The organism is Lentilactobacillus sunkii DSM 19904 (assembly GCF_001435575.1).
In the GTDB taxonomy this organism is placed as follows: Bacteria; Bacillota; Bacilli; order Lactobacillales; family Lactobacillaceae; genus Lentilactobacillus; species Lentilactobacillus sunkii.
Map to the genome: position 1 here is coordinate 16,616 of NZ_AZEA01000022.1, position 21,869 is coordinate 38,484.

The window sequence follows — 21,869 nt, forward strand, 5'->3', positions numbered from 1 at the left end:
CTTACACTTCTTCCCCTGTTTGCCCTAACGTAAACTTTGCGACATTATACAACGACCTGGTCAAATTCAGGCCAAATTTGCGTTGACTCTGTGGTTCCCTGGTAGTGAGACTGACGGCATCGTATACGCCGATGACCGCCTTTTGAACAGCCGTATCAAAATCCAAATCGAAGTTCAAATACCCAATCAAGAGTGCTGAAAACAAATCTCCGGTCCCATAGAAATGCCCAGAAATAAAGGGTGACCCTGCCCATTTTAAACGGCCGGCATTCATATAAACACAGCCAATTCCACCATCGCGTTGAACCCCGGTAACAATTACTTTGGCATGGGAATGACTATCGTGTCGCCATGTTGCAATGACCTGACCAATCTCCTCATTGCTTGCATCGCTGGCCAGCTTTTCACCGCTCAGCAGGCTCAATTCCGTGACGTTTGGGGTGATAATCGTTGCGATTTTCACCAGCCGTTGGATGGTTGCCAAGTATTGATCATCAAAACCCTCATACATTTTCCCTTGATCACCCATGACCGGGTCAATTAATAATTCTCCCAAATTCAGATAAGAAAAATAATCATGCAGGAAATTAGCCGTGTCTGAGTTGCCGATATAACCGATGATCCCTGAAGTAAAGTTCAAATCGTCCAAACTATTCCAATGATCCGTCGCCCGCTGCAGCCATTCATCCGTATTTAATGTTGCCGGCTTGCCAAAGCCCTCTGTTTGAGTTGACAAAACCTCAGTCGGTAAAGTTGCCGTTTGACTCCCAAAGGCCGAGAACACGGCAATTGCGGCGGTGGCCGAAAGCCGACCAACGGCGGAAAAATCTTCAGCGATTAAAACACTCGAATTGATAATGATCATCCTTCCAATGACACATATTACAAACATTGTACCCTATTAACGAATAAAAAGTTAGTAGCTTACACATTAAATGTAACGTTCTCTCATCAAAAGTATTTTAAGTATACCAAGTTTCCTAAAAGAAACAATAGACAGTCCACCTTGAATGTCGAACACTCTGTTATAGTAGACCTATAAATATCTTGAGATAGAAAAGAGTGACTGCTATGGCATTTTTTACAAAACACAGCATAACGACACTTGCCCAGACTTTTATCATGGGCTCAATCGATGCCTACACATTTCAAAATTTTAACGGTTCATTCGTCAGTGCCCAGACAGGAAATCTGGTCGTCTTCGCGTATGAATATGCCACCAAAGGATGGGCAACTGCCTACATTCGGGTGCCCGTACTCCTTGGATTTCTGCTGGGAGCGTTCATTTCCCAGGGGTGCAAACACATTAAGTTAAGCCCCAACCGACGATTTAATTTGTTGCTATTTTTTAGTATTATCTTCTTGGCATTTTTAACATTTGCAGCAGCGGTCCACATGCCCAAGCTGAGCATGCTGTTTTCTTTGGGAATGTTCTCCGGTTATGAATTAACCGTCTTCAACCGAATCGGTGCCACCAGTGTCAACAACGGTATCATGACGGGAAATTTGAAGAACTTTGCCAACAACGTCTACGAAGCAATCTTCAGCCATGATCGAACGGCAATGTTTAAAGCCGGGCACTTTTTGAGTGCGATTGTCACGTTTATCCTGGGTATCATGTTCAGCGCCTACCTGTTCCACGCAATCGGCACCGAGGTGTTCACTTTTGCTGCGCTGCTTAACCTTGTCTTGTTGGCAGCGATCCATATTCACTTCCGTTTGGGGAAACGCAGGGAAATGATGAGTTGACAATTATAATTATTTGAGTTAAATTAAAAAGCAATTAGAAAACTTACGAATTTTAAGCTATTAGGAGAAGAGTAGCCACTCGGATCGATTTCAGAAAGCCTGGCAGATGAGAGCAGGTATCGAAAAGACGGTGAAGATGAGCTCCAAAAGGCATTACTCCGTTAACGCGGAATAATCGGTAGGAACCGTTAACTTCCCGGGTATCATAGGTACCGGTGAGGCGTTGTTTGTAAGAGCAGCGCAAATAAGGGTGGTAACGCGAGCATTCGTCCCTTGATTGTCAATATGACAGTCAGGGGACGAGTGCTTTTTTTCGTAAGTTAAACTTTCAAAATTATAGGAGGATCTACACATGACAAATTCAGCAGTTCAAGTAAAATTCCCATATCGGTACGATGTTGTTGGCAGCTTATTAAGAACCCAGGCGTTAAAGGATGCCCACGCTAAATTCAAAGCAGGCAAAATCAACGCGGAAGAATTACAAAACGTCCAGCATGAAGAAACTAAAAAGATCGTTGCCAAACAAGTTGAGCTTGGCTTAAAAGACATTACCGACGGTGAGTTTAACCGCAGCTGGTGGCATTTGGACTTTCTGTGGGGACTAACCGGCGTTGAAAAATACGACTACCATAAGAGCTACAAATTCCATGGCAGCAAGACCCGGACCGATAATGCCGAATTGTCCGGCAAGGTCGCGTTTAATCCCAATCATCCCTTCTTTGACAGCTTCAAGTTTCTCGAATCCATCACCCCGGATGGCGTAACACCCAAGCAGACCATCCCATCCCCAACCATGTTATTCCGGGATAACCGAAGCGACAATTGGTCCAAATTCTATGACACTTGGGATCAATATTTAGATGACGTTGCCAAGGCCTACCATGAAACCATCCTGCACTTCTATGAACTTGGTGCCCGTTATGTTCAATTAGACGACACCACTTGGGCTTTTCTGATCAGCAAGTTAAACGAAACTGCCGATGATCCTGATGCCCACGCAAAATACGTCAAGTTGGCTGAAGACTCAGTTAAAGTCATCAACAAATTACTCACTGATCTGCCTGATGACCTGACGGTAACGACTCATATCTGCCGTGGGAATTTCAAATCCACATTTCTATTCACCGGAGGCTATGACGACATTGCCGACTATCTCAGCGAACTGCATTACGACGGTCTCTTCCTCGAATATGACAGCGAACGGGCCGGCGACTTCACCCCACTGGCAAAGATCTGGAACGGCGATAAGAATAAGCGGATTGTCCTTGGACTGATTACCTCCAAGTCTCCTGAACTCGAAGATAAGGACGCCGTTATCAACCGAATCCATCAAGCCAGCGCCAAAGTACCCTTGGAAAACCTGGCGCTGTCGACGCAATGCGGCTTTGCCTCCACTGAAGAAGGCAACAAGCTCACCGAGCAGCAACAGTGGAATAAGTTAAAATTAGTCCGGGATATCGCCCGCGAAGTTTGGAACGTTGATTAAGTAACGACAAGAAAGAAGCGATTTTGATGGATCAAAGTAAACAGAGCTCCCATCAACCTCAAAAAGTGGCCATTCCGAACAACCATTTACTCGGCCTTTCACTTGGACTGTTAGGCGGTTTAACCCTTGACGCCCTTTTTGGCTTTCGCACCGGTACGTTCTTCACATTTGTGGGAATTGTGTTGGGAATGAGCGGGTTTCTGGATTTTAAAGAAATTAAATAAGCTTCTATAATCTGTCGGTTATCAAAATCGGCAGATTTTTATTACAATTAGCATGCTATCATGTTATATTAATTCATATATTCCGGCCTTTTTGTGTATAAATTAACAATCAAATTGTTTGAAAACGTATATATATTATAGTATTCTACAATTGTTGAAAGGGCTTACAAAAGCTCTAGGGGAAGTTATGTATTTAAAGGAGGAATAAATTATGGCTAGACAAATTACAGGGGCAGTCATCGAAGAGTTAAACGCACCATTCAAATTAGAAACACTTGAAGTCGATGATCAGCCAAAAGCGCATGAAGTGTTAGTCCACATTGTTGCCAGCGGGATCTGTCACTCTGATGAAGCTGTTCGTAACGGCTCTGCCGGTGATTACCCATATCCTGGGGTTGTTGGTCACGAAGGTGCCGGAATTGTTGAAAAAGTCGGCTCATCTGTCACAACCGTTAAGGAAGGCGACCACGTTATCCTGTCATACGATTACGACGGGACCTGTCAAAACTGCTTAACCGGTCACCCATCTTCCTGCGTGAACTGGGGGCAATTGAACTTTGCCGGGGTTCGTCCTGATGGCTCAGTCGCATTTACTCGAGAAGACGGCTCACCAATCCACAATTTCTTCAACCAGTCATCCTTTACCACTGAAACGCTGGTTCAGGAACGTAACGTGACCGTTATCGACAAAGACATTGATTTACGTAAAGTTGGTCCTCTGGGCTGTGGCTTCGTAACCGGCTCAGGAACTGTCTTTAACGGACTTGACCCTGAAGAAGGCTCAACCATTGCCATCGTTGGTACTGGTGCCGTTGGTTCAGCTGCTTTAATGGCCGCTAAAATCAAAGGCTGCTCCAAGATCATTTGTGTCGACATCCATGATTCACGTTTGGAAATGGCCAAAGAACTTGGCGCTACTGATACCATCAACAGCCTAAATGAAGACTGGGTTGCCAAAGTTAAAGAATTGACGAACGGCCAAGGTGTCAACTACGCCATTGATACTACCGGGATTTCTGCAATTATGCATCAGGCAATTACAGCTCTGGCTTCAGGCGGTCACCTCGCACCAATCGCCGTTACCGCAAAGACCCTTGAATTCCTTCCATGGAACGAAATCACCGCACTTCAAAAACACATCGATGGTGTGCTGATGGGCGACGCCGTTCCACAACTTGGTATTCAGACCTTAATCGACTTCTGGAAAGCAGGCGACTTCCCATTCGATAAACTCGAGAAGTTCTACACTTTCGAGCAGGTTAACGAAGCCAATAAAGCTTCCAACGACGGTTCAGTTATCAAACCAGTTATGATTATCGATGACAGCTACAAACCTGGTGAATAGTTATTGATCAATCCAATCAACGGGTCCTACTGAAAAGTGGGGCTCGTTTTTATGTTGGTATGGCTTGATGGACTTGTCGTCAATCTCTATAAAGTGTATCCTTTTATTAATATCATGATCGAATTTCAGAAACGGAGTGATGAATATGTTGGCATGGATCAGCCTTCAGCACAGTATTTTCGAGATCAACGCACTTCAGTCGTAGATTCTTAAAGATCACACAACTCGGACATCTTTAAATACACCGAACAGTTGTGGATCTTGCATGAACTGGAGTGCACATAAATGAAAACGAACTATGCTTCAAATATTAATAAAGGTTATACTTACAGCTTTCTATCGTGGTTTGGGATTACCAGCCTGTGGGTGATGTACCTGCAGACAAGGGGCCTGACCCTTGTCGAAATTGGCTTGTGTGAAAGCATCTTTCACATTGCCAGCTTCTTGTTCGAGGTTCCTTCCGGCGTTTTGGCGGACCGGCTCACATATAAATTTGACTTGGTCATTGGCCGACTGGCGGCGATTCTCTCTGCCGCGATTATCTTATTTGGCCAGACATTCTGGATGTTTGCCTTGGGATTTATCATCAGTGCCCTTTCCTATAATATGCAGTCGGGAACCATGGAAGCCCTATTGTACGACTCACTGGTCAAGGACAAGGCAACAAAACGATATCCTAAAGTCATCAGCCACATTGACGTGATCATTGAATTTGCCGATACCCTGGGAGTTGTGATTGCCGGCTTCCTGGTTCACTGGCACTTCGAATTAACTTATGTCATTGGAATTGTAGTTGGCATGATGGGATTGATTACCGTCTTATTCTTCAAGGAACCGGTTATCAAGAAACGGACGGTTGAAAAGCCCACATCGGTGAAATCAATTGTGGTTAATTCATACAAGACGATGAAGGGAAATCATCAATTACGGAATCTGATGTTGTTTGATGCCCTGTATGCCACTGTTTGTACTTCCTACTTTTACTATTTCCAAACTTTGATGGAAAATGATCACTTCTCAGGCTGGATGATTTCAGCCCTGATGGTGGTGTCTGCATTATTAAATATCGTTGGGATTCAACTCACCCCAACCATTCAAAAAAAGTTCTCGAAGCGCGAATTAATCATCGCATTAAGTGTCAGCCTCGCCTGCATGTTGATGTTAACATGGCTGGCCTGGCTGCCATTATTAATTGCCATGTTTCTAATCTCTCAACTGTTACCATCCTTCATCGACCCCATCTTCAGCAGTTACTACAATGAAATGATCAGCTCTGAAGAACGGGCAACCTTGTTAAGTGTTGCCAGCGTTCTGTTCTCGGCAGCGATGATTTTCATGTTCCCACTGCTTGGATGGCTGATCCAAATCAATGGTTTTTCGTTTGGATTTGGACTTGTCGGCTGTGTCCTCGCAGTTGTATTGATTGCAATGAGACGAAGCTTCGCGAGTCCTAAATAATCGCATATTCTAAAGAGTCAACTTAATTGTTGGCTCTTTTTTGCTATCTTGCTTTACAAACTAGTGGTCATTTGATATTCTACTAGTAGGCAATACATACTAGTGGGGTGATTATTTGTCAAAGCAAGATCTTTCCAGTCAAATGTTAAAGGGAATCCTCCAGGGGTGTCTGCTGATATTGATCAGCGATGAACCCATGTACGGCTATTCAATTAGCCAGGCATTAACCGAGTTTGGCTTCCAAGACGTACCCAAAGGAACCATCTACCCGCTACTGATTAATATGGGAAAAAAAGGCTTGATTGTAGGGAAAATGCAACCGTCCAAGGAAGGGCCAAAACGGAAGTACTATTACATAACTGCCGATGGTCTCCAGGAAAAAGCACAGTTTATTAATCAATGGAGCACCCTATCAAGCAATGTGAACAGCCTCATCCACAAAAGGAGTGACAACGATGAAAGCAGATAGCCTGATTGAAAAGAACAACCAGCTCAGAAAACAACTAACTCCGGAAAACAAACAATATTACGAAGAACTCATGATGTACATCCGTGCAAATTCAACCTTCAAAAGTGATCTGGATGTTGAACAAATCCTGCTGGATATTCTCAATGATATTTTGGAAGCTCAATCTAATAATCAGTCAGCTCAATCGTACTTCGGCAAGGATCCCAAGCAATCAGCCGATGAGATATTGAAATCATTACCCAGAAATTTGTCGGAAACATTGAAGTTTGCGCTCAGCATTGCCTTTGGGTATGTGGTGGTCTTTATGATTCCAAGTCTGACAACCCCGGGGGTCAAAACCGACTTCGGCAATCTCATTATCATGGGATTTGTTTCCTTTATTCTCGCAAATGTCATTCTTTGGTTAGTTGGAAAGACGATTTACCAGCAAAAAGCGATGAAGTTTATGATCAATGGACTTGCTGTCATCTTATTTCTTGCAGTTGTTGCGGGTTCAATTTTTCTCAAAACACCACTGAGTCTCGAATTGAATGGCACGCTTGGGATCGTCGTAATTGCCATTGTCTTTTTATTCATGACATATCTATACGTTGGGATCTTCAAACATCAGATGCCGTGGACTATTATTTATGTGGTCATGACGTTTGATGCTGCCATTGGGGTTCTTTCAAGACTGCCGGTTATTGGGAAGATGATGACTGATCCGGTCATCCCCAAGTCTAAATTACTTTGGATTTTAATTCCCGGATGTATTATTGCGACACTGGTTGGTGGCTTTGGCACATATTATTGGCTATCCAAACGCGATGATGACTAGCTTTAAAATCTCAACACTAAAAGAGACCGCGAACAAAACGCATGTTTTGCTCACAGTCTCCACTTTTATCTTCATATTAAAGTAATGCTTCACCCTTATCGTGATCCACTTTTCGTTCACTTTCAGGCATCATACTACCACCCGTTGCCCAGACAATGTGGGTGGCGTTTTCGCTGTTGAATGCAGGCACTTCAGTAATTGCCCGTTCAATTGCGGTAAATCCAGCAGCCGCGGAAGGTTCCACGGTGATATGCTCGGTATCCATCAACTGAGCAACGTATTTATAGATAGTTGGATCATCAAAGGTCACACTGCCAAACAACAATGTTCTCATGATTTTACCAGCAATTCGGGATGGCCGGCCAACCGCTAACCCATCGGCAGCAGTCTTGCCATCCAAACCAATATCGAACACAGAAATCTGATTATTGAGCTTGGTCATCATCCCCAAGGTTACAGAGGGCACATGGGTCGGCTCGCAGAAAATGGCATGAATATATGGTCCCATCATCATTTTCAGTCCAAAGGTAACCCCGCTTGGACTGCCACCGACACCGGCCGGAAGATACACAATCACCGGGTGATCACGATCCACTTTAATTCCCTGTATCTGGAACTGCTGCTGAAGACGAACACCGGCAACCGCATATCCAATAAACAGATCAGCGGAACCCTCGTCATCTATAAAATGAATTTTGGGATCTTCGGCTGCTGCCTGGCGGGCTTGCGGAATAACGGATGAAAAGTCGGTGTCCAGTTCAATCACATTAACGCCATTGGCTCGGAGCTTGGCTTTCTTCCATTCCTTGGCATCCCGTGACATATAAACAGTGGTCTTGAAACCAAATGTTGATGCAGCAATTCCCACGCTTAACGCCAGATTTCCCGTTGAAGCAACCATCACACCATATTGAGCGAATAGATGCTTATATTCAGGGGTTCCCAAAATCGCATAATTATCAGTCTGTTTAAGATTGCCCTTGGTCATCGCCACATGTTCGGCGAATTTTAATACTTCATAAATCCCACCACGAGACTTAATCGAACCGGAGATTGGCAGTTCGCTGTCAGCTTTTAAGTAAAGGTTTCCGGCAAGGGGTGTCTGATGTTCGTCATCCCAAGCCCGTTTCATCTTATCCAACCTAATCAACGGGGACTCAATGATCCCATGCATTGAAGCAGTTTCGGGAAAGGCCTGCTCAATATATGGTGCGAACCGTTTCCACCGTTCAACTGCATCCAGGATATCAGCCTTTGAGAATGGCAATTCAGCGGCCTGACCATAGTCTGGATTCTTCCAAAAAATCGGCTTTTCATTCATTAAATCCCTTACTTGTGGATATTTAGTTTCCAAAGATTGTACATTATCCATATTTCGATCACCCCATAACGAATTTATGAACATTATAGTCCCGATCAATTTAGATAGAATGCGACTGCATCAACCTTTACCAAGGCTTAAACATGGTAGCACGGCGATGTTATTTGCAACGTTTGGTGTATGTAAAACACTCTTGGGTCATTATGCAGTTGGCTTAAGAGCGTTTTGGATGACTATTCAAAAAGATCAGCGTGTGACCCAGTATCAATAAACTTTACAAATTCTCCATCATATTTGTAAATTAAAACCCAATCAGGCTTAATGTGCAAATCTCGTTCTGGATGCCGGTCAATTAAAGGATGATCATTATATTTTTCATCTAGCGGTATGTCCCACAGCAATTTACGATAAACTGTTTCAAAGTCTTCAGTATGATACCGACCGCCCTTAATGATTTTTTTATAATGTTTCTTAAATTGTTTTTCAAAGGCTGGGTAATAAACAGGCTGATTATTCATTTAACCACTTCAGCCCGTCTTCGGCATCATCAAATTTAACGTAATCCTGACTATTGATGGCTTTCTTCAAACGCTGATTTGGCTGAGAAACTTCAAAAGGAATCCCACCCACTTCGATTGACTTTTTTGCAAAGATTCGGAATGCTTCAGCTGGAGTTAATCCAACATTTTTGAGTACCTTTTCTAAAGCTGCTTTTTCTTGTTCGTCCATGCGGAAGTGAACTTGTGTTGTCATGTGTATCCCTCCTCACACGTTATGGTACCACATGGTACCATAACGTGCAACAAATAAACTCTGCCTGTCGAGGATCAAAGCTTAAGCAGGTTGAAGCGGCCCCTGATATCTACTTACTAGATATCAGGGGCTGTTTTATCAGCTTTTCCAAGTCGCCAGTATGCACACGCCTAAGACAAATTATTCGTTTACTTGATTAGTACTTGGTGCATTTTTCTTAATGTAGGCCGGCACTTTGAACTTCTTTACTTTATTAACATTTGTATAGTTGCCAGTGACCGCTTCGGTAACCGTTTTTTTCGAGGACTTATCTTGATACTGCATGTAGATATAAGTTTGAACTGGTAGATAAGTCTTCTTATCTAACGTGTACTTATATGAGAACTTGGTAATTTTCACTTTTTTCAATACATTTTTAGTGCTTTCACTGTGGTTGGCCTCAGCTAAGATAATTTTTTTGGCCACCATAGAGCCCAGCTTGCCCTGACCATTGTAGGACAAGACGTCGGTTGTTTTGTTTTTCTGGAGTTTCAAATGTTTCTTGAGATAATCCATCGCCTTAACAGCCGCGCTTCCGGTTACTTGGCGACGAACACTCTTAATCAATGGGCTCTTCTTGGGCAGCAATTGTTTTGACCAGTTGTTATCCGCATGAATGTATACTGTCCGGCCATCAATGAAGTAATCGTAATTTTTCACCAATCCAGCCGCATTGTTGAGCTTGGCCTGGACGATCATTGGGTTCAAATGGAATTTAGCCGTCATTTTACCGGTTGAGGTCTTCTTGTTTTGAGTATTCTTGGTCACCAGGACGATATTACCGCTCTTGACTTGATGAGCCGCTTTTTGAGCATGGTTAACCACACTGATGGTGCTGGATGGCTTGGCTGTTGATTTGTTTGAAGAACATCCCGCCAACATCATCCCCATGATGCCAACCACTGCAATTATTACTTTTTTCATCGTAATCCCCTTTTTTAACATTAGACCAGGCTGAACACTGACCACAATATAACGTATGCGCCGGTCACCACAGTCAATGAAAGCCAGTGCGCTTTAATCACTCTTCGGACGGATTTAAACCATTTGGAAAAATAGTAAACCGATCGATTTTTATGAACAACATTGATAATCTGAAATGACGACATTGTCGCGCAATATATCAAGATGATGTAGGAAACGACAAATATCAAGTCGATCACAATCCCACGCCAATTGCCACTTAAAACGACCATCATGAACTGCCAAAGATACGATCCAAGCAAACCAAAATAAAAGAAACTTGGTATCGTGATTGCAGCTCTTGTTGGAATGATTGTAAAAGCTATGTACACAAAAAGCAATAGCAAGCCTCGCCATAGCCCTTGTAGAAGGCGGCGGTCACTGATCGAAAAGCTGACATTCAGTGGGTGAAATTTAAAAATCACTGATGCTGCCAAAAAAGCAATAATACCCCAGGCAATTAAGAAAATATACGTCGATCGGCGCAATTTTAAGTTTTCTAACAAATGACCACCTCCTATATGTTGATTCGAATATGTTAATCAGCCACAATGGTAATTTCCGGTTTCCACGTCTTGGCGGTTGTATCCGGAACAATATAAAGGCCGTAATGCCCGTGAACTGAATTGGTGGTTACGCTGGAAGCGTGGCTGGCAACGATTGCCGCATAGTACCGCAATGCATTAGTTGTCCGATACTTGGACCAGTAGGAATAATATCCGGTCATGGACTTAGGATCCACCTGCTTAACAGTAAAACTGGTGGTTTTAGGATTGGTAACCCCGGCTTTTGTGGCTGCATCCCTGGTACTGATGTCTTGAGTGGCAAGAATTTTGGCCATGGCATCCAACTTGTCGTCGGCAACACTCTTGGTGAGTTTCTTAGCCACCTGATCACTGACCAGTTTCTGGAATTGGCTCTGTGGCAAGCCTGCCAAAGTCGTCAAATTATCTTGAAAGAATTGAAGTGAGCGTTCGGATGATAAATTGATCACACTTTTTGAGGCTAAAGCCCGTTGTGAGGGATTAACCCCTTTGGTCAAATACCCGCGCCAAATAAAGCCGTCGGAATTATTGCCATAATTGTAGACTTCATAGTAGACATGGCTTTTGCCGGCGTGCTGCATAACAACACTATTTTTAACGTACCAGGTTGTATTTGGGTAGTTCTTCAAATTATGCAGACGTTTGGTGTGGGTTGCGTTCCACAGGTAAACGGCACTCTTGTATTTGGCGTGGTAGGCAACCGCGGTGCTGCGGCTTAAAACTTTGGTCCAAACATAACTCGAGTCGGCGGTTGTGGCGGTTGATTGGCTCGTTGAAGCCGTGGTGCTTCCTGAAACTGGGAAGCTTGTGGCAGTGACGAGACCAACCGTCACCAGCGCAAGCAAAAATAACTTTTTCATGATGTTTTCCTCCTATGTACTAGCCAACTAATTATATCAGAAAAACAGCTTAAAATAAGCCCCCTGTGTACATATACGAAAAACCGATCAATTATCTTGACCGGTTTCTTTTGGATTATTAATGAGGATTGACTACTTTTGGTACGCCAAGCCTCTTCTAAGTCGTTTCCAGAAGCTGGTATCATCCGTCTGTAAAATCAATCCTTCATATATCTGGCCAATATACCAGGTTAACAGGAGAATACTTGCAATCAGAATAACCAGGGAAATTCCGATTTCCATGCCACTTGCATTATCGTTGATAATTCGCATTGGCATGAAGTAAGACGAGAAGAACGGAACGTATGACAACACTTTGGCGATTAACGCGTCCGAGTTGCTTTGGAACGGCATCGTGAGGAAGAATGCGATCATACTCAGATAAATTGCTGGTTGAGCCGCTTTGGGTGCATCTTCGGCCTTGGCCACCAAAGCACCGCTGAACGCTGAGATAATCGTGTAGATAATCACTCCCAGGAACACAAATAACAAGTTGATCCCGAGCATGTTTTTAATGATCCCATCGACCAACGATTGGTTGTCTGCAATCAAGCTCTTAATATTGTCGAGGTGCATGGCAATCTGGAAGAAGCCGTAACCTCCGACAATATACACCACAATTTGAGTAAGAATAACGCCAAAGACACCAAGAATCTTGCCAACAAAGTACTTGGAGGCCTTGGTACTCGAGAAGATAATCTCCATAACTTTAGTGCCTTTTTCTGAAGCAATTTCTTGGGCGGTCACTGACGAATAAGTAATCAAGATCATGTAAATCATGAAGACAAGAACCCAAAATGAAATAATTTTAGCTAAATTGGCGCCACCATGATTAGCCTTGATTTTCTCTTTAAAGGCCGGCTGAACTGCCAATGACTTCATTTGTTTGGAACTCAGCTTGGCGTTGGCTAAATTCAACTGCTGTTGAGTCTGCGCCAGAAAGACATTCACTCTGGTTTTCATGCCGGTACCGATTGAATCACTGGAGTGGTAAACACCGGTCACTTTGTTTTTATCCGCTGACAGTACCAGGTATCCAGTCAGTTTGTTGTTATCGACACTCTTTTGAGCAGCAGCGTTAGTGGTCACGCTTGCCTTCACATCGTCCTTGTTGGCCTTGATGAATTCTTTTCGTAATGCCGGCTGTTCGGAAATAACCGCAATTCGCTGCTGATCAGAGCTGGAAGTGGCACTAGTGTAGCCGATTCCAAGAGAAATGGCCAACAGAATAAACGGTGACAGCACCAACATGATGAAGCTCCAGGATTTAACCTGTCTGAGATAGGTTTCGATTGCGACAATTAATGTTTTATTCATGACTAATCCCCGCTTTCATTCTGAAAATTTCATCAAGCGTTGGCGGCTGCTGACTGAATTCTTCAATGTATTTGCCATCAGTCAGTTGATCAAAGACCTCAGGACCTTTTTCCGGATCATCCAGCCTTAACAAAAAGCGCTTGCCACGGATGTTCTGAACTTTAATAACGTGCGGCAGCTGTTCAAGCTGTTCGGCTGTCCAATCGGTCGTCACATAAATTTCCGACTTGCCGAACTGATCACGGACTTCACGGATGGTCCCATTTAGAACCACGTCTCCAGTCCGCAACATCACCAATCGATCGCAAACCGCTTCGACATTGGCCATATCATGACTGGAGAAAATAATAGCAGCGCCCTGGTCGCGGGCCTCAAGAATCGCCTGCTTTAATAAGTCAGCGTTGACTGGATCCAGCCCACTGAACGGTTCATCCAGAATAATCAGCTTGGGATGATGAATCAAGGTGACAATTAACTGAACTTTCTGTTGGTTTCCTTTTGATAAATCCTTGATTTTATCGGTTTTCTTACCCTTAACCGCAAACTTCTTCAACCAACCATCAATTTGTGGCCGGATTTCTTTGGCGGGTTTGCTTTTAAGTCGCGCCAAATAAACGATTTGCTGTTCAATCGTCAATTTGGGCATCAAGCTTCGTTCTTCAGGTAGGTAGCCGATTGAATCAAAATCAGCTTCTTTGATGGGCTGACCATTCCAGCGAATTTCTCCTCCGTATCTGAGAAAATTCAAAATACTGTGAAAAGTCGTCGATTTACCGGAACCATTTTGTCCGATCAAGCCGGTAATTTGATTATCCGGAACGTCAAAGCTGACGTCGCTAAGGGCAGTCACACTGCCAAATTGTTTATGAAGATGGTTGATTGTGAGCATGAAGTTAGCCTCCTTCTTTTGGCTTATCATACCATAATGTGAGCTGGTCTTTTGCAGAAATCGCTTAATGCAAAAGGATTTTTACATCAAAAAAGGACCGCAAACTTGCGATCCGAATTGTGTTTTGGTTAGCGATACTGCTTCATTGGTTTGACAAAATGCCAGCTTCTCTGATGATAGGCCTGATCCCAGAATTCCCATTCCAGTTCACAGCTCTTCAAAAATTCTTCTTTAACCACATCCAAGTGATGCTGATCATAATGCTCAGCTTCCCGGTCAATCAGGTCAAACATTTGAGGTAGAATACTGTCACTGTCGTCACCCATATTGGCATAGAATTCAATCCACGGTTTGAAGACATTGTCATCAGTGTTCTTACCTTGCTTCACCAACCGGTTTGCAATTTCCAAATAGATCCATGGGCATGGTGTCATTGCGGCAACAATATCAATCAGGTCACCGGTACGAGCGGACCGATACATATGCTCGTTGTAAAGATAGGTACCGGGTGCTTGTGGTTCGTGCTGGAGAGTTTCATATTTTACGCCGGCCACGTTGCAGAAATTGTGGTGAGGATGAATTTCGCTATTTAAAATAAAATCGATTTGTTTCGCAAAAATTGCCATATCGGCTCTGGTTTGCGATTTTTGAATCGCATCCGCATAGACTTTGATGAATGCGTTCAAGTAGTTATAGTCTTGGCCGACATAAAAAGTCAGCGCTTCTTTAGGCAAATCCCCATTGCCGATTCCCTCGACGAATGGATGCTTGTAGATTTCTTGTAAAATGGGTTGTCCAGCCTGGACCAGTTCTTCGGAAAATTTCATGAGTCAGTGCTCCTTAAAGCAAAATTTTCAAACAGAACGTGACCGGACTTGGTACATGTTGTTATCATTTTTCCACTTCCCTACGTTGGTATTAACCAAATCAGGTTCAAAGGGATTGGCAAATTGCCATCTCAGCACAAGGCACCCCTAGTGATCTTATTTGAATAATCAAAGTTTACCATATTTTTGAAGAAAGTTTGTGATTTTTTATTATTATGATATTCTATAATCAATTAATTATAAATTTGATATACATTTTGGGGGCAATCAAGAAAATGAAATTCAACTGGAAATACGCAACATTAAACAACGCACCGATCATCGTTGTGTTCATTGCTTACTTTTTATTATTACAATTCGGTATCGATCCACTTTGGCTGATCCTGGTTACCGTTGTGGTTTGGGTCCCGTGGTATATGTATATTAACTGGAAAGTCTACAAGTATTCTCCTGACAAGGATTCTCACGAAGGTCATCGCAATCGTGCCTCATTTTTAATTGGCATCATCATTGTCGTGGCTTATGTATTGATCGCGTTTGCGCTCAAGATCCAGAATAACCCATTAGCTTGGATTGTCCTGATTATGCTGATTAACTTCGATCGAGATGGCTTTTCACCATATAAAGAAGCAAAGTGATTTGAACATTATTGGTTACATTGAAATCATCAGCTGTTGATGATAAGTTGAAAGCAACAATTTTCTGAGGGTGGGGGAAATCTAATCAGAAGGAGCCTTGTTTCATGAAATTCAATGTCAAAATCGCACTAATCTGTTTTGCACCTTACCTTCCTCTAATTGCCCTTTATCTTGTTACCCATATATTTATAGCCAATAAGGTCATTGCTTTGCTGGCCGCTTTCGGGATCTTTTCGGCATTTTATATTTTCATTCATTATAAATATTCGAAACCATTCTTCAAACAGCATCCAGAGTTGGACCCGCAGCACTTTGAGTTTAATACCGTAGCAAATGTTGTCTTTGCAATTGCGACCATCGTACTGATGGGATTAGTCATTTTCAACGTGTATCCCAAAAGTCCAGTTGGCTACATATTAGTCTTTGGCTTCTATTACGCAATAATCAACGGATTTAAGACATATAGGGGGCAAGCCAAATGACATTCAACTACAAATATGCTCTGTTTACAAATCTGCCTGTGATCCTGTTGGCTATCATTTATCCATTTATAAGAATCGCTCATTTTGATCTTTTTTGGGTGTACGGCCTTGTCTTTGTTGCCTTAATTTCTTGGTATCTTTTCACGCAAGAAAATTTTTATGATCGTCATCCCAACCTTGATTACCACAATTATCGGCGGGGGATTGTCCCAATTGTGATTTTGATCTCAACCAGTCTTGTCTTTATATACATCTTCTTTAAACTCGGCCTTCAAAATAACCTTGAACCCATATTTCTGTGGATAGCACTGTCAAACTTTCTGATAGATGGATTTGCCAGGTATAAGGGAATTGAGTGAACAATACTTACCAGAACAAACAAAAGAAGCCGCAAATCTCAAATGGGATTTGCGGCTTCTTGGCTTTCGATCATTAATTATTTTAAGTTGTATACTTGGCAAGTCTTTCCAAGACTCTAGTTAGCCGAAATCTTTGCGCCCTTAACATCAAACAACGGTAAATGTTCCAGGTACACACAGTCGATCCGTTGCGCGGCATCCCCCTCTGCGAGGATTGCACACTTTCCGACAACATTGGCGCCAACTTTTGACAACAACTGTTCCGCCGAGGCAATCGAACCACCGGTACTGATCACGTCGTCAACGATCACAACCCGCTTATCTTTGAGCTGTTTGGCATCATTTCCATCTAATACCAATTTCTGCCCGTGAGCGGTAGTGATTGAACGGACGCCAATTGCAATTGGATTTTCCATATATGCCTTCACGCTCTTGCGAAGAACAAAGTACTTCTCATGATCGGTGATTCTGCTCATTTCCTGAGCCAGTGGAATACCCTTACTCTCGATCGTGACCAAATAGTCGAATGGCACATCAATCCGCTTAGCAAGCTCCTGAGCTGCATAATGGGCAAGTTCGGCATCGCCCAACAATACAAATGAGGCAATTGCTGTGGTATCACTAATTGGGATGATCGGTAAAGTTCGTTTTAAATGACCAATTGTTAATTCGTAATTCGTTTCCATTTTTATACCCCCAAGCCAATTAATGGCAGTAAGAATTTCAAGACAGCACCGGTCATCAATCCAGTGAATGGATCAACAACTGCGGTAACAACCAACGTCAATGCGGCAATAACACTATTGGATCCCTGCATCGCAGCCGCCGCGTTTTCAGGGAAAATCACAACCGCTCCCAGAATCAGCAGAAAGCCGGCAATCGAAGCACTTGGAACATATTTTCCGATCTTTGGCAGCCAACCGGCAAATAAAATGACCGCCATGATCAGCATCATCATAATCCCGGCAATCACTGGTTCTGGCGCGCTGGCAGTAGCAGAAATAATCGTTTCAACAGGTGCCCCGCCCAACAGGCTGGTTCCCATGTCCGCAAACGCCTGGGTACTGGTTAACAGGTTTAAATCAACCGGGTTGGGCTTGATGCCGGTCATCTGACCAGTTATCAATCCATATGAAATGTTGGCTCCAATGTTCAGACAGGCCAAGCTGAGTGCTCCCCGAACCACGTGGACATTGAGGATCGGCTTCAAGAATCTAAATCTGCGTTCCACAACGTGCTGAGGTAATTCTGCCTGGTAGTGGGTTCCATATACAGCCACCAGACTGGATCCAATAACTGAAATTGTGATTGTCCAAACCAGGTCTTTAGTTAATAGGTAGGTAATTATCGCCAATCCAATTGATGACCAACCAGCCACCTGTTCTTTTCGGCTCATATTGATGGCAATCTTGGCCAACATGATCCCAACGCCGGCCATCATCCCGGCCATAATATTGTTACCAAGCACATCGACAATCTTCGTCAGCGTTCCGGTCAATCCGATAATCACCATGATGATCGAACCGCCGAATATAATAGAAGTTCTTTCTCGAGTGTTGTCGCCCAAGTTCCCGGTCAGAGCTAAAGACTCGGCTTGAAATGAGATCGGTGCAACCGAACCAAACGCCCCATTAACGGCAGACGCCAAAACAAATGAAAAGGTCGTGGGGAATACGGCAAAGCCAAGTGTCATTGCCATGATCCCTTGGGGAATTCCGTTCAGGACCACCCCGATGGCCGCAATCAGGTCTGATAACCAATGCATGTGTCTATCCTCCAAAATACGTAAATTAATCAACTTATAATATGTATCGTTCGTTTATATCAACAATAATACCCTTATAAAGAGAAAATATCCACTATATTTTGGCTAATAACGAATAAAATGATAGATTGACGAACAATCACACGGAAATTTCATCAATTGATTATGATAGAATCAAAAGTAGTGCTTAATCGCAAACTTTGCACTCACGTTTCCGATAGCTACAATACTTAGCTTGTCGTGGTAAACCTCTCAACATATATTGAAGATGGTGGTGATGATAAATGAACTTTGGCAAACAAATTAAATCAGCCAGGGAAAGCAACAACCTTACTCAAGAAGATGTTGCACAAAAACTGCATCTATCGAGAAAGACAATTTCAAGTTGGGAAACTGGACGCAGTTATCCTGACATTGCAACTTTGGTTGACCTCAGCGATATTTATCGGATTTCACTAGACAAATTACTACGGGAGGATTCAACTATGATTAAACATTACGAGGAACAAAGCACAGCAAGCAGGCACGACATGTTATTAGGAAAGATCAGTTATTATTTGAACGCGTTTCTACTATTAATTACGATTATTAATCGCATGTCTCCGGTCAACCTACATCTTGGGGTACTGGGACTCGTTCTTTTGGTAAATTTAATTGTGCTGATGAGTTACTTTGATTTGAAACGCTTTTTCCAAACAAAGTGGCATATCATTGCATCATTGGCATTAGGAATACCAGCATTGCTGATTTTGATCTTGGTTTTCTCGTTCCAGTACCCACACCTGACAGCCTATAGTGCAGGAGAAGGCTTTGGCACGTTGCTTGTGGCAATTGCACTGACAGTGAGTTTCTTAATGGCGGTGTTTGGTAAACCATACATGACTAATGATGTTCACAACGTGGATGAATTTCACTAGAGGAAATCATCCTTCATTAAATAATTAACAAAAAAGCCAATTAAAAATCAACGTACTGTTATTCAAACAGTTAAGGTACAACAACTATATTTGGGGGTTGTTGTACCATTCTGTTGCCTAAAAACCCACAAATTGTTACTTACGAAACACTCCTCAAATTTCTTCAAAAAATTTTGAATCACTCAAAAACCGCTACTTGACAGCAATATGCTGTCTACAAGTATCTTTTGTCCCATACACAATATATTGCTTCTTAAGTCAGTTGGATATACTATATATAGTATCAACTCATTCGAAAAGAGAATATAATACATATGGGAGGAATTGCCATGCAAGCTATGAAACTTTCATCAGTTTCACTATCTGATGAATTTATAAACAAAGTTAAAGACGAAGTTACACCACACTGGGGTGAATTAGGTTGGGTTACCTACAAACGGACTTATGCCCGTTGGATTCCAGAAAAGGGCCGCACCGAGAACTGGGACGAAACTGTTAAGCGGGTTGTTGAAGGAAACATTAACCTCGATCCTCGTTTACACGAAGCCAACGTTGACCCACAAGTTGTTGAAGATTTGACTAACGAAGCCAAGAAACTCTATAAATTAATTTATGGTCTTTCAGCCACTCCATCAGGTCGTAACCTTTGGATCTCCGGTACCAGCTACCAGGATCGTAACGGTGACGCCTTAAACAACTGTTGGTTTATCGCTGTGCGTCCACAGTCATATGGTCACAGCCACATCTTGCCAGAGTATCTCCAACCAGAGACTCCAGCTGTTTCAATGCCTTATTCATTCATGTTCGACCAATTGATGAAGGGCGGCGGTGTTGGTTTTTCTGTCACTAAAAATAACATTCACAAGATTCCTCTAGTTGATAACAAGATCGACTTAAAGGTCATCATCGACAAGAACAGCAAATCATACAAGGATTCACTTGATATGGGTGCCATGGACAAAGACGAATGGTTGAAGAATCATTCAATCAAAGACGTTCGTTACTATCGTCTGCCAGATACCCGTGAAGGTTGGGTTGTTGCCAACGCTCACTTGATCGACATGCATTTTAACGGCACAAACATCGATGGCAAGACTGACCTTGTTCTTGATATGAGTGACATCCGTGAAAAGGGTGCCAAGATCAAGGGCTTTGGTGGAACTGCTTCAGGTCCAATGCCATTAATCGAAATGCTGATCGATATCAATGATTTGCTCAACTCACGAGTTGGCCGTCATTTGTCATCCGTTGATGCAACTGATATTGGTAACTTAATTGGTAAAACAGTTGTTGCCGGAAACGTTCGTCGTTCAGCCGAATTAGCATTAGGTTCAGCTGACGATGAAGACTTCATTACAATGAAGCAGGACAAAGACAAGCTTTACCATCACCGTTGGGCATCAAACAACAGTGTTGCCGTTGATTCAGAATTTGATAACTACGGTCCTGTTGCTGATTCAATCCAACACAATGGTGAACCAGGAATCGTTAACTTGGAGCTTTCAAAGAACTACGGCCGTAAAATTGATGGCAAGCAAAAAGACATCGATGGTAATGTTGAAGGAACCAACCCATGTGGTGAGATTTCATTAGCCAATGGTGAACCATGTAACTTGTTTGAAGTCTTCCCTTATGTTGCCAGCCAACAAGGTTGGGACTTGGATGAAGCATTTACTTTGGGAACTCGTTTCTCAAAGCGGGTTACATTCAGTAACTACGACTGGGAAGTTTCACGTAACGTCATTGAAAACAACCGTCGGATCGGTATTTCAATGTCAGGTATTCAAGACTGGATCCTTGCTAAATTTGGTAACCGAGTTGTAACTGGTTACGAAGATGCTACTGATCCTGAAACTGGCGACGCAATCAAGAAGCCAATTTACGACCCACGAGTTGTTAAAGAAGTTGATGGACTTTATAAAGACGTCGTTGCTGCTGATAAAAACTACTCCAAGACCCTTGGATGCAAGCCATCTATCAAGCACACCACTGTTAAGCCATCAGGTACTGTTGCCAAACTAGCCGGTGTTTCTGAAGGTATGCATTTCCACTACGCTGGTTACTTGATTCAACGAATTCGTTTCCAAGACTCAGATCCATTGCTGCCAGCTTTGAAAGCTTGTGGCTACCACGTTGAACCAGATGTTTACACTAAGAGCACCATGGTTGCTGAATTCCCAATTCGTGCATCACACGCTGACAGCGAAAACTTTGCTTCAGCTGGTAATGTTTCGATTGCCGAACAATTCGCAACCCAAGCCTTCCTGCAGACTTACTGGTCAGATAATGCGGTTAGTTGTACTGTTACCTTCCAACCAAACGAAGGTGACCAGATTGCCCCATTGATGAGACAATACCGCTTCACAACCAAGTCAACATCATTGCTTCCTTATGTTGGAAATGAATTCAAACAAGCACCTAAGGAACCAATCGATGAGAAGACTTATGAAGACAAAGTCATGGAAATCCACGGCGATGTCGCAACGGTCTTCGCAAAGCAAAACGACAACCATGATAAGAAGGGTGTCGAGTTGGTAGACCAGACGGATTGTGCCGGCGGTGCGTGCCCTGTAAAATAGAGATAATATGAAGTGACCCCCTAAGTTG

At 43.0% G+C, this 21,869-nt stretch carries 25 protein-coding genes and 1 riboswitch; of the genes, 13 read left to right on the forward strand and 12 right to left on the reverse strand.

What is annotated here, in order from left to right; translation table 11 throughout:
* Nucleotide 1: 1 nt before the first annotated feature.
* Nucleotides 2-865 (reverse strand): bifunctional hydroxymethylpyrimidine kinase/phosphomethylpyrimidine kinase, encoded by an 864-nt coding sequence (locus FD17_RS10440; RefSeq protein ID WP_057826135.1) that lies wholly within the window; start codon nucleotides 863-865, stop codon nucleotides 2-4.
* Nucleotides 866-1,071: 206 nt separating this feature from the next.
* On the opposite strand from FD17_RS10440, the gene FD17_RS10445 reads away from it, so the two are divergent.
* From FD17_RS10445 to FD17_RS10475, 8 genes are all read left to right on the forward strand, one after another.
* Complete coding sequence (locus FD17_RS10445; protein ID WP_057826136.1) at nucleotides 1,072-1,749, forward strand: YoaK family protein; 678 nt, start codon at nucleotides 1,072-1,074, stop codon at nucleotides 1,747-1,749.
* Between the two features lie 352 nt (nucleotides 1,750-2,101).
* Nucleotides 2,102-3,235 carry a vitamin B12 independent methionine synthase gene (locus FD17_RS10450; protein ID WP_057826137.1) on the forward strand — a complete coding sequence of 378 codons (1,134 nt, stop codon included), beginning with the start codon at nucleotides 2,102-2,104 and terminating at the stop codon, nucleotides 3,233-3,235.
* Between the two features lie 26 nt (nucleotides 3,236-3,261).
* Nucleotides 3,262-3,459, forward strand: coding sequence for a hypothetical protein (locus FD17_RS10455; protein ID WP_057826138.1), 198 nt, complete (start codon nucleotides 3,262-3,264; stop codon nucleotides 3,457-3,459).
* 211 nt (nucleotides 3,460-3,670) lie between these two features.
* Complete coding sequence (locus tag FD17_RS10460) at nucleotides 3,671-4,804, forward strand: NAD(P)-dependent alcohol dehydrogenase (RefSeq protein ID WP_057826139.1); 1,134 nt, start codon at nucleotides 3,671-3,673, stop codon at nucleotides 4,802-4,804.
* A 51-nt stretch (nucleotides 4,805-4,855) separates the two neighbouring features.
* The gene (locus FD17_RS13205; protein ID WP_156653624.1) at nucleotides 4,856-5,017 is read left to right on the forward strand and encodes a hypothetical protein; all 162 of its coding nucleotides are present in this window, start codon (nucleotides 4,856-4,858) and stop codon (nucleotides 5,015-5,017) included.
* Between the two features lie 72 nt (nucleotides 5,018-5,089).
* A complete protein-coding gene (locus tag FD17_RS10465) occupies nucleotides 5,090-6,262 on the forward strand; it encodes an MFS transporter (RefSeq protein WP_057826140.1) in 1,173 nt (390 codons plus the stop codon).
* Between the two features lie 115 nt (nucleotides 6,263-6,377).
* Nucleotides 6,378-6,731, forward strand: coding sequence for a helix-turn-helix transcriptional regulator (locus tag FD17_RS10470; RefSeq protein ID WP_082617200.1), 354 nt, complete (start codon nucleotides 6,378-6,380; stop codon nucleotides 6,729-6,731).
* On the forward strand, nucleotides 6,718-7,548 hold the full coding sequence (locus FD17_RS10475; RefSeq protein ID WP_057826141.1) for a DUF1129 domain-containing protein: 831 nt from the start codon (nucleotides 6,718-6,720) through the stop codon (nucleotides 7,546-7,548). Before FD17_RS10470 ends, FD17_RS10475 begins: the two co-directional genes overlap by 14 nt.
* A 76-nt stretch (nucleotides 7,549-7,624) precedes the next feature.
* On the opposite strand, the gene FD17_RS10480 is transcribed toward FD17_RS10475, so the two are convergent.
* From FD17_RS10480 to tenA, 9 genes are all read right to left on the reverse strand, one after another.
* A complete protein-coding gene (locus FD17_RS10480; protein ID WP_057826142.1) occupies nucleotides 7,625-8,920 on the reverse strand; it encodes a D-serine ammonia-lyase in 1,296 nt (431 codons plus the stop codon).
* A gap of 182 nt (nucleotides 8,921-9,102) precedes the next feature.
* Complete coding sequence (locus tag FD17_RS10485) at nucleotides 9,103-9,387, reverse strand: type II toxin-antitoxin system YafQ family toxin (protein ID WP_057826143.1); 285 nt, start codon at nucleotides 9,385-9,387, stop codon at nucleotides 9,103-9,105.
* Nucleotides 9,380-9,622, reverse strand: a complete 243-nt coding sequence (locus FD17_RS10490) for a type II toxin-antitoxin system RelB/DinJ family antitoxin (protein WP_057826144.1) — start codon at nucleotides 9,620-9,622, stop codon at nucleotides 9,380-9,382. Before FD17_RS10490 ends, FD17_RS10485 begins: the two co-directional genes overlap by 8 nt.
* A gap of 180 nt (nucleotides 9,623-9,802) precedes the next feature.
* Nucleotides 9,803-10,585 (reverse strand): DUF6612 family protein, encoded by a 783-nt coding sequence (locus FD17_RS10495; RefSeq protein ID WP_057826145.1) that lies wholly within the window; start codon nucleotides 10,583-10,585, stop codon nucleotides 9,803-9,805.
* A gap of 20 nt (nucleotides 10,586-10,605) precedes the next feature.
* Nucleotides 10,606-11,130, reverse strand: a complete 525-nt coding sequence (locus FD17_RS10500; RefSeq protein WP_057826146.1) for a hypothetical protein — start codon at nucleotides 11,128-11,130, stop codon at nucleotides 10,606-10,608.
* 32 nt (nucleotides 11,131-11,162) lie between these two features.
* Nucleotides 11,163-12,029: a hypothetical protein gene (locus tag FD17_RS10505; RefSeq protein ID WP_057826147.1), complete on the reverse strand. Its 867-nt coding sequence runs from the start codon at nucleotides 12,027-12,029 to the stop codon at nucleotides 11,163-11,165.
* Nucleotides 12,030-12,161: 132 nt separating this feature from the next.
* Entirely contained in the window at nucleotides 12,162-13,385 is a 1,224-nt protein-coding gene (locus FD17_RS10510; RefSeq protein WP_057826148.1) for an ABC transporter permease, read from the reverse strand.
* Nucleotides 13,378-14,274 (reverse strand): ABC transporter ATP-binding protein, encoded by an 897-nt coding sequence (locus tag FD17_RS10515; RefSeq protein WP_057826149.1) that lies wholly within the window; start codon nucleotides 14,272-14,274, stop codon nucleotides 13,378-13,380. The genes FD17_RS10510 and FD17_RS10515 overlap by 8 nt, the downstream gene beginning before the upstream one ends.
* A 128-nt stretch (nucleotides 14,275-14,402) precedes the next feature.
* A complete protein-coding gene (gene tenA / locus FD17_RS10520) occupies nucleotides 14,403-15,101 on the reverse strand; it encodes a thiaminase II (protein WP_057826150.1) in 699 nt (232 codons plus the stop codon).
* A gap of 60 nt (nucleotides 15,102-15,161) precedes the next feature.
* Nucleotides 15,162-15,260, reverse strand: a riboswitch (TPP riboswitch).
* A gap of 116 nt (nucleotides 15,261-15,376) precedes the next feature.
* Between tenA and FD17_RS10525 the strand changes: the two genes are divergently transcribed.
* From FD17_RS10525 to FD17_RS10535, 3 genes are all read left to right on the forward strand, one after another.
* A complete protein-coding gene (locus FD17_RS10525) occupies nucleotides 15,377-15,739 on the forward strand; it encodes a hypothetical protein (RefSeq protein WP_057826151.1) in 363 nt (120 codons plus the stop codon).
* A 104-nt stretch (nucleotides 15,740-15,843) separates the two neighbouring features.
* Nucleotides 15,844-16,221, forward strand: coding sequence for a hypothetical protein (locus tag FD17_RS10530; protein ID WP_057826152.1), 378 nt, complete (start codon nucleotides 15,844-15,846; stop codon nucleotides 16,219-16,221).
* Complete coding sequence (locus tag FD17_RS10535) at nucleotides 16,218-16,580, forward strand: hypothetical protein (protein WP_057826153.1); 363 nt, start codon at nucleotides 16,218-16,220, stop codon at nucleotides 16,578-16,580. Before FD17_RS10530 ends, FD17_RS10535 begins: the two co-directional genes overlap by 4 nt.
* A gap of 116 nt (nucleotides 16,581-16,696) precedes the next feature.
* Here FD17_RS10535 and FD17_RS10540 read toward each other — a convergent pair whose 3' ends face one another.
* On the reverse strand, nucleotides 16,697-17,266 hold the full coding sequence (locus tag FD17_RS10540; RefSeq protein WP_057826154.1) for a phosphoribosyltransferase family protein: 570 nt from the start codon (nucleotides 17,264-17,266) through the stop codon (nucleotides 16,697-16,699).
* A gap of 2 nt (nucleotides 17,267-17,268) precedes the next feature.
* Nucleotides 17,269-18,345 (reverse strand): hypothetical protein, encoded by a 1,077-nt coding sequence (locus FD17_RS10545; protein ID WP_057826155.1) that lies wholly within the window; start codon nucleotides 18,343-18,345, stop codon nucleotides 17,269-17,271.
* Between the two features lie 284 nt (nucleotides 18,346-18,629).
* Between FD17_RS10545 and FD17_RS10550 the strand changes: the two genes are divergently transcribed.
* Nucleotides 18,630-19,262 carry a helix-turn-helix domain-containing protein gene (locus FD17_RS10550; RefSeq protein ID WP_057826156.1) on the forward strand — a complete coding sequence of 211 codons (633 nt, stop codon included), beginning with the start codon at nucleotides 18,630-18,632 and terminating at the stop codon, nucleotides 19,260-19,262.
* Between the two features lie 329 nt (nucleotides 19,263-19,591).
* Nucleotides 19,592-21,841: a ribonucleoside-triphosphate reductase, adenosylcobalamin-dependent gene (gene nrdJ, locus FD17_RS10555; protein ID WP_057826157.1), complete on the forward strand. Its 2,250-nt coding sequence runs from the start codon at nucleotides 19,592-19,594 to the stop codon at nucleotides 21,839-21,841.
* The last annotated feature ends 28 nt before the right edge of the window (nucleotides 21,842-21,869 follow it).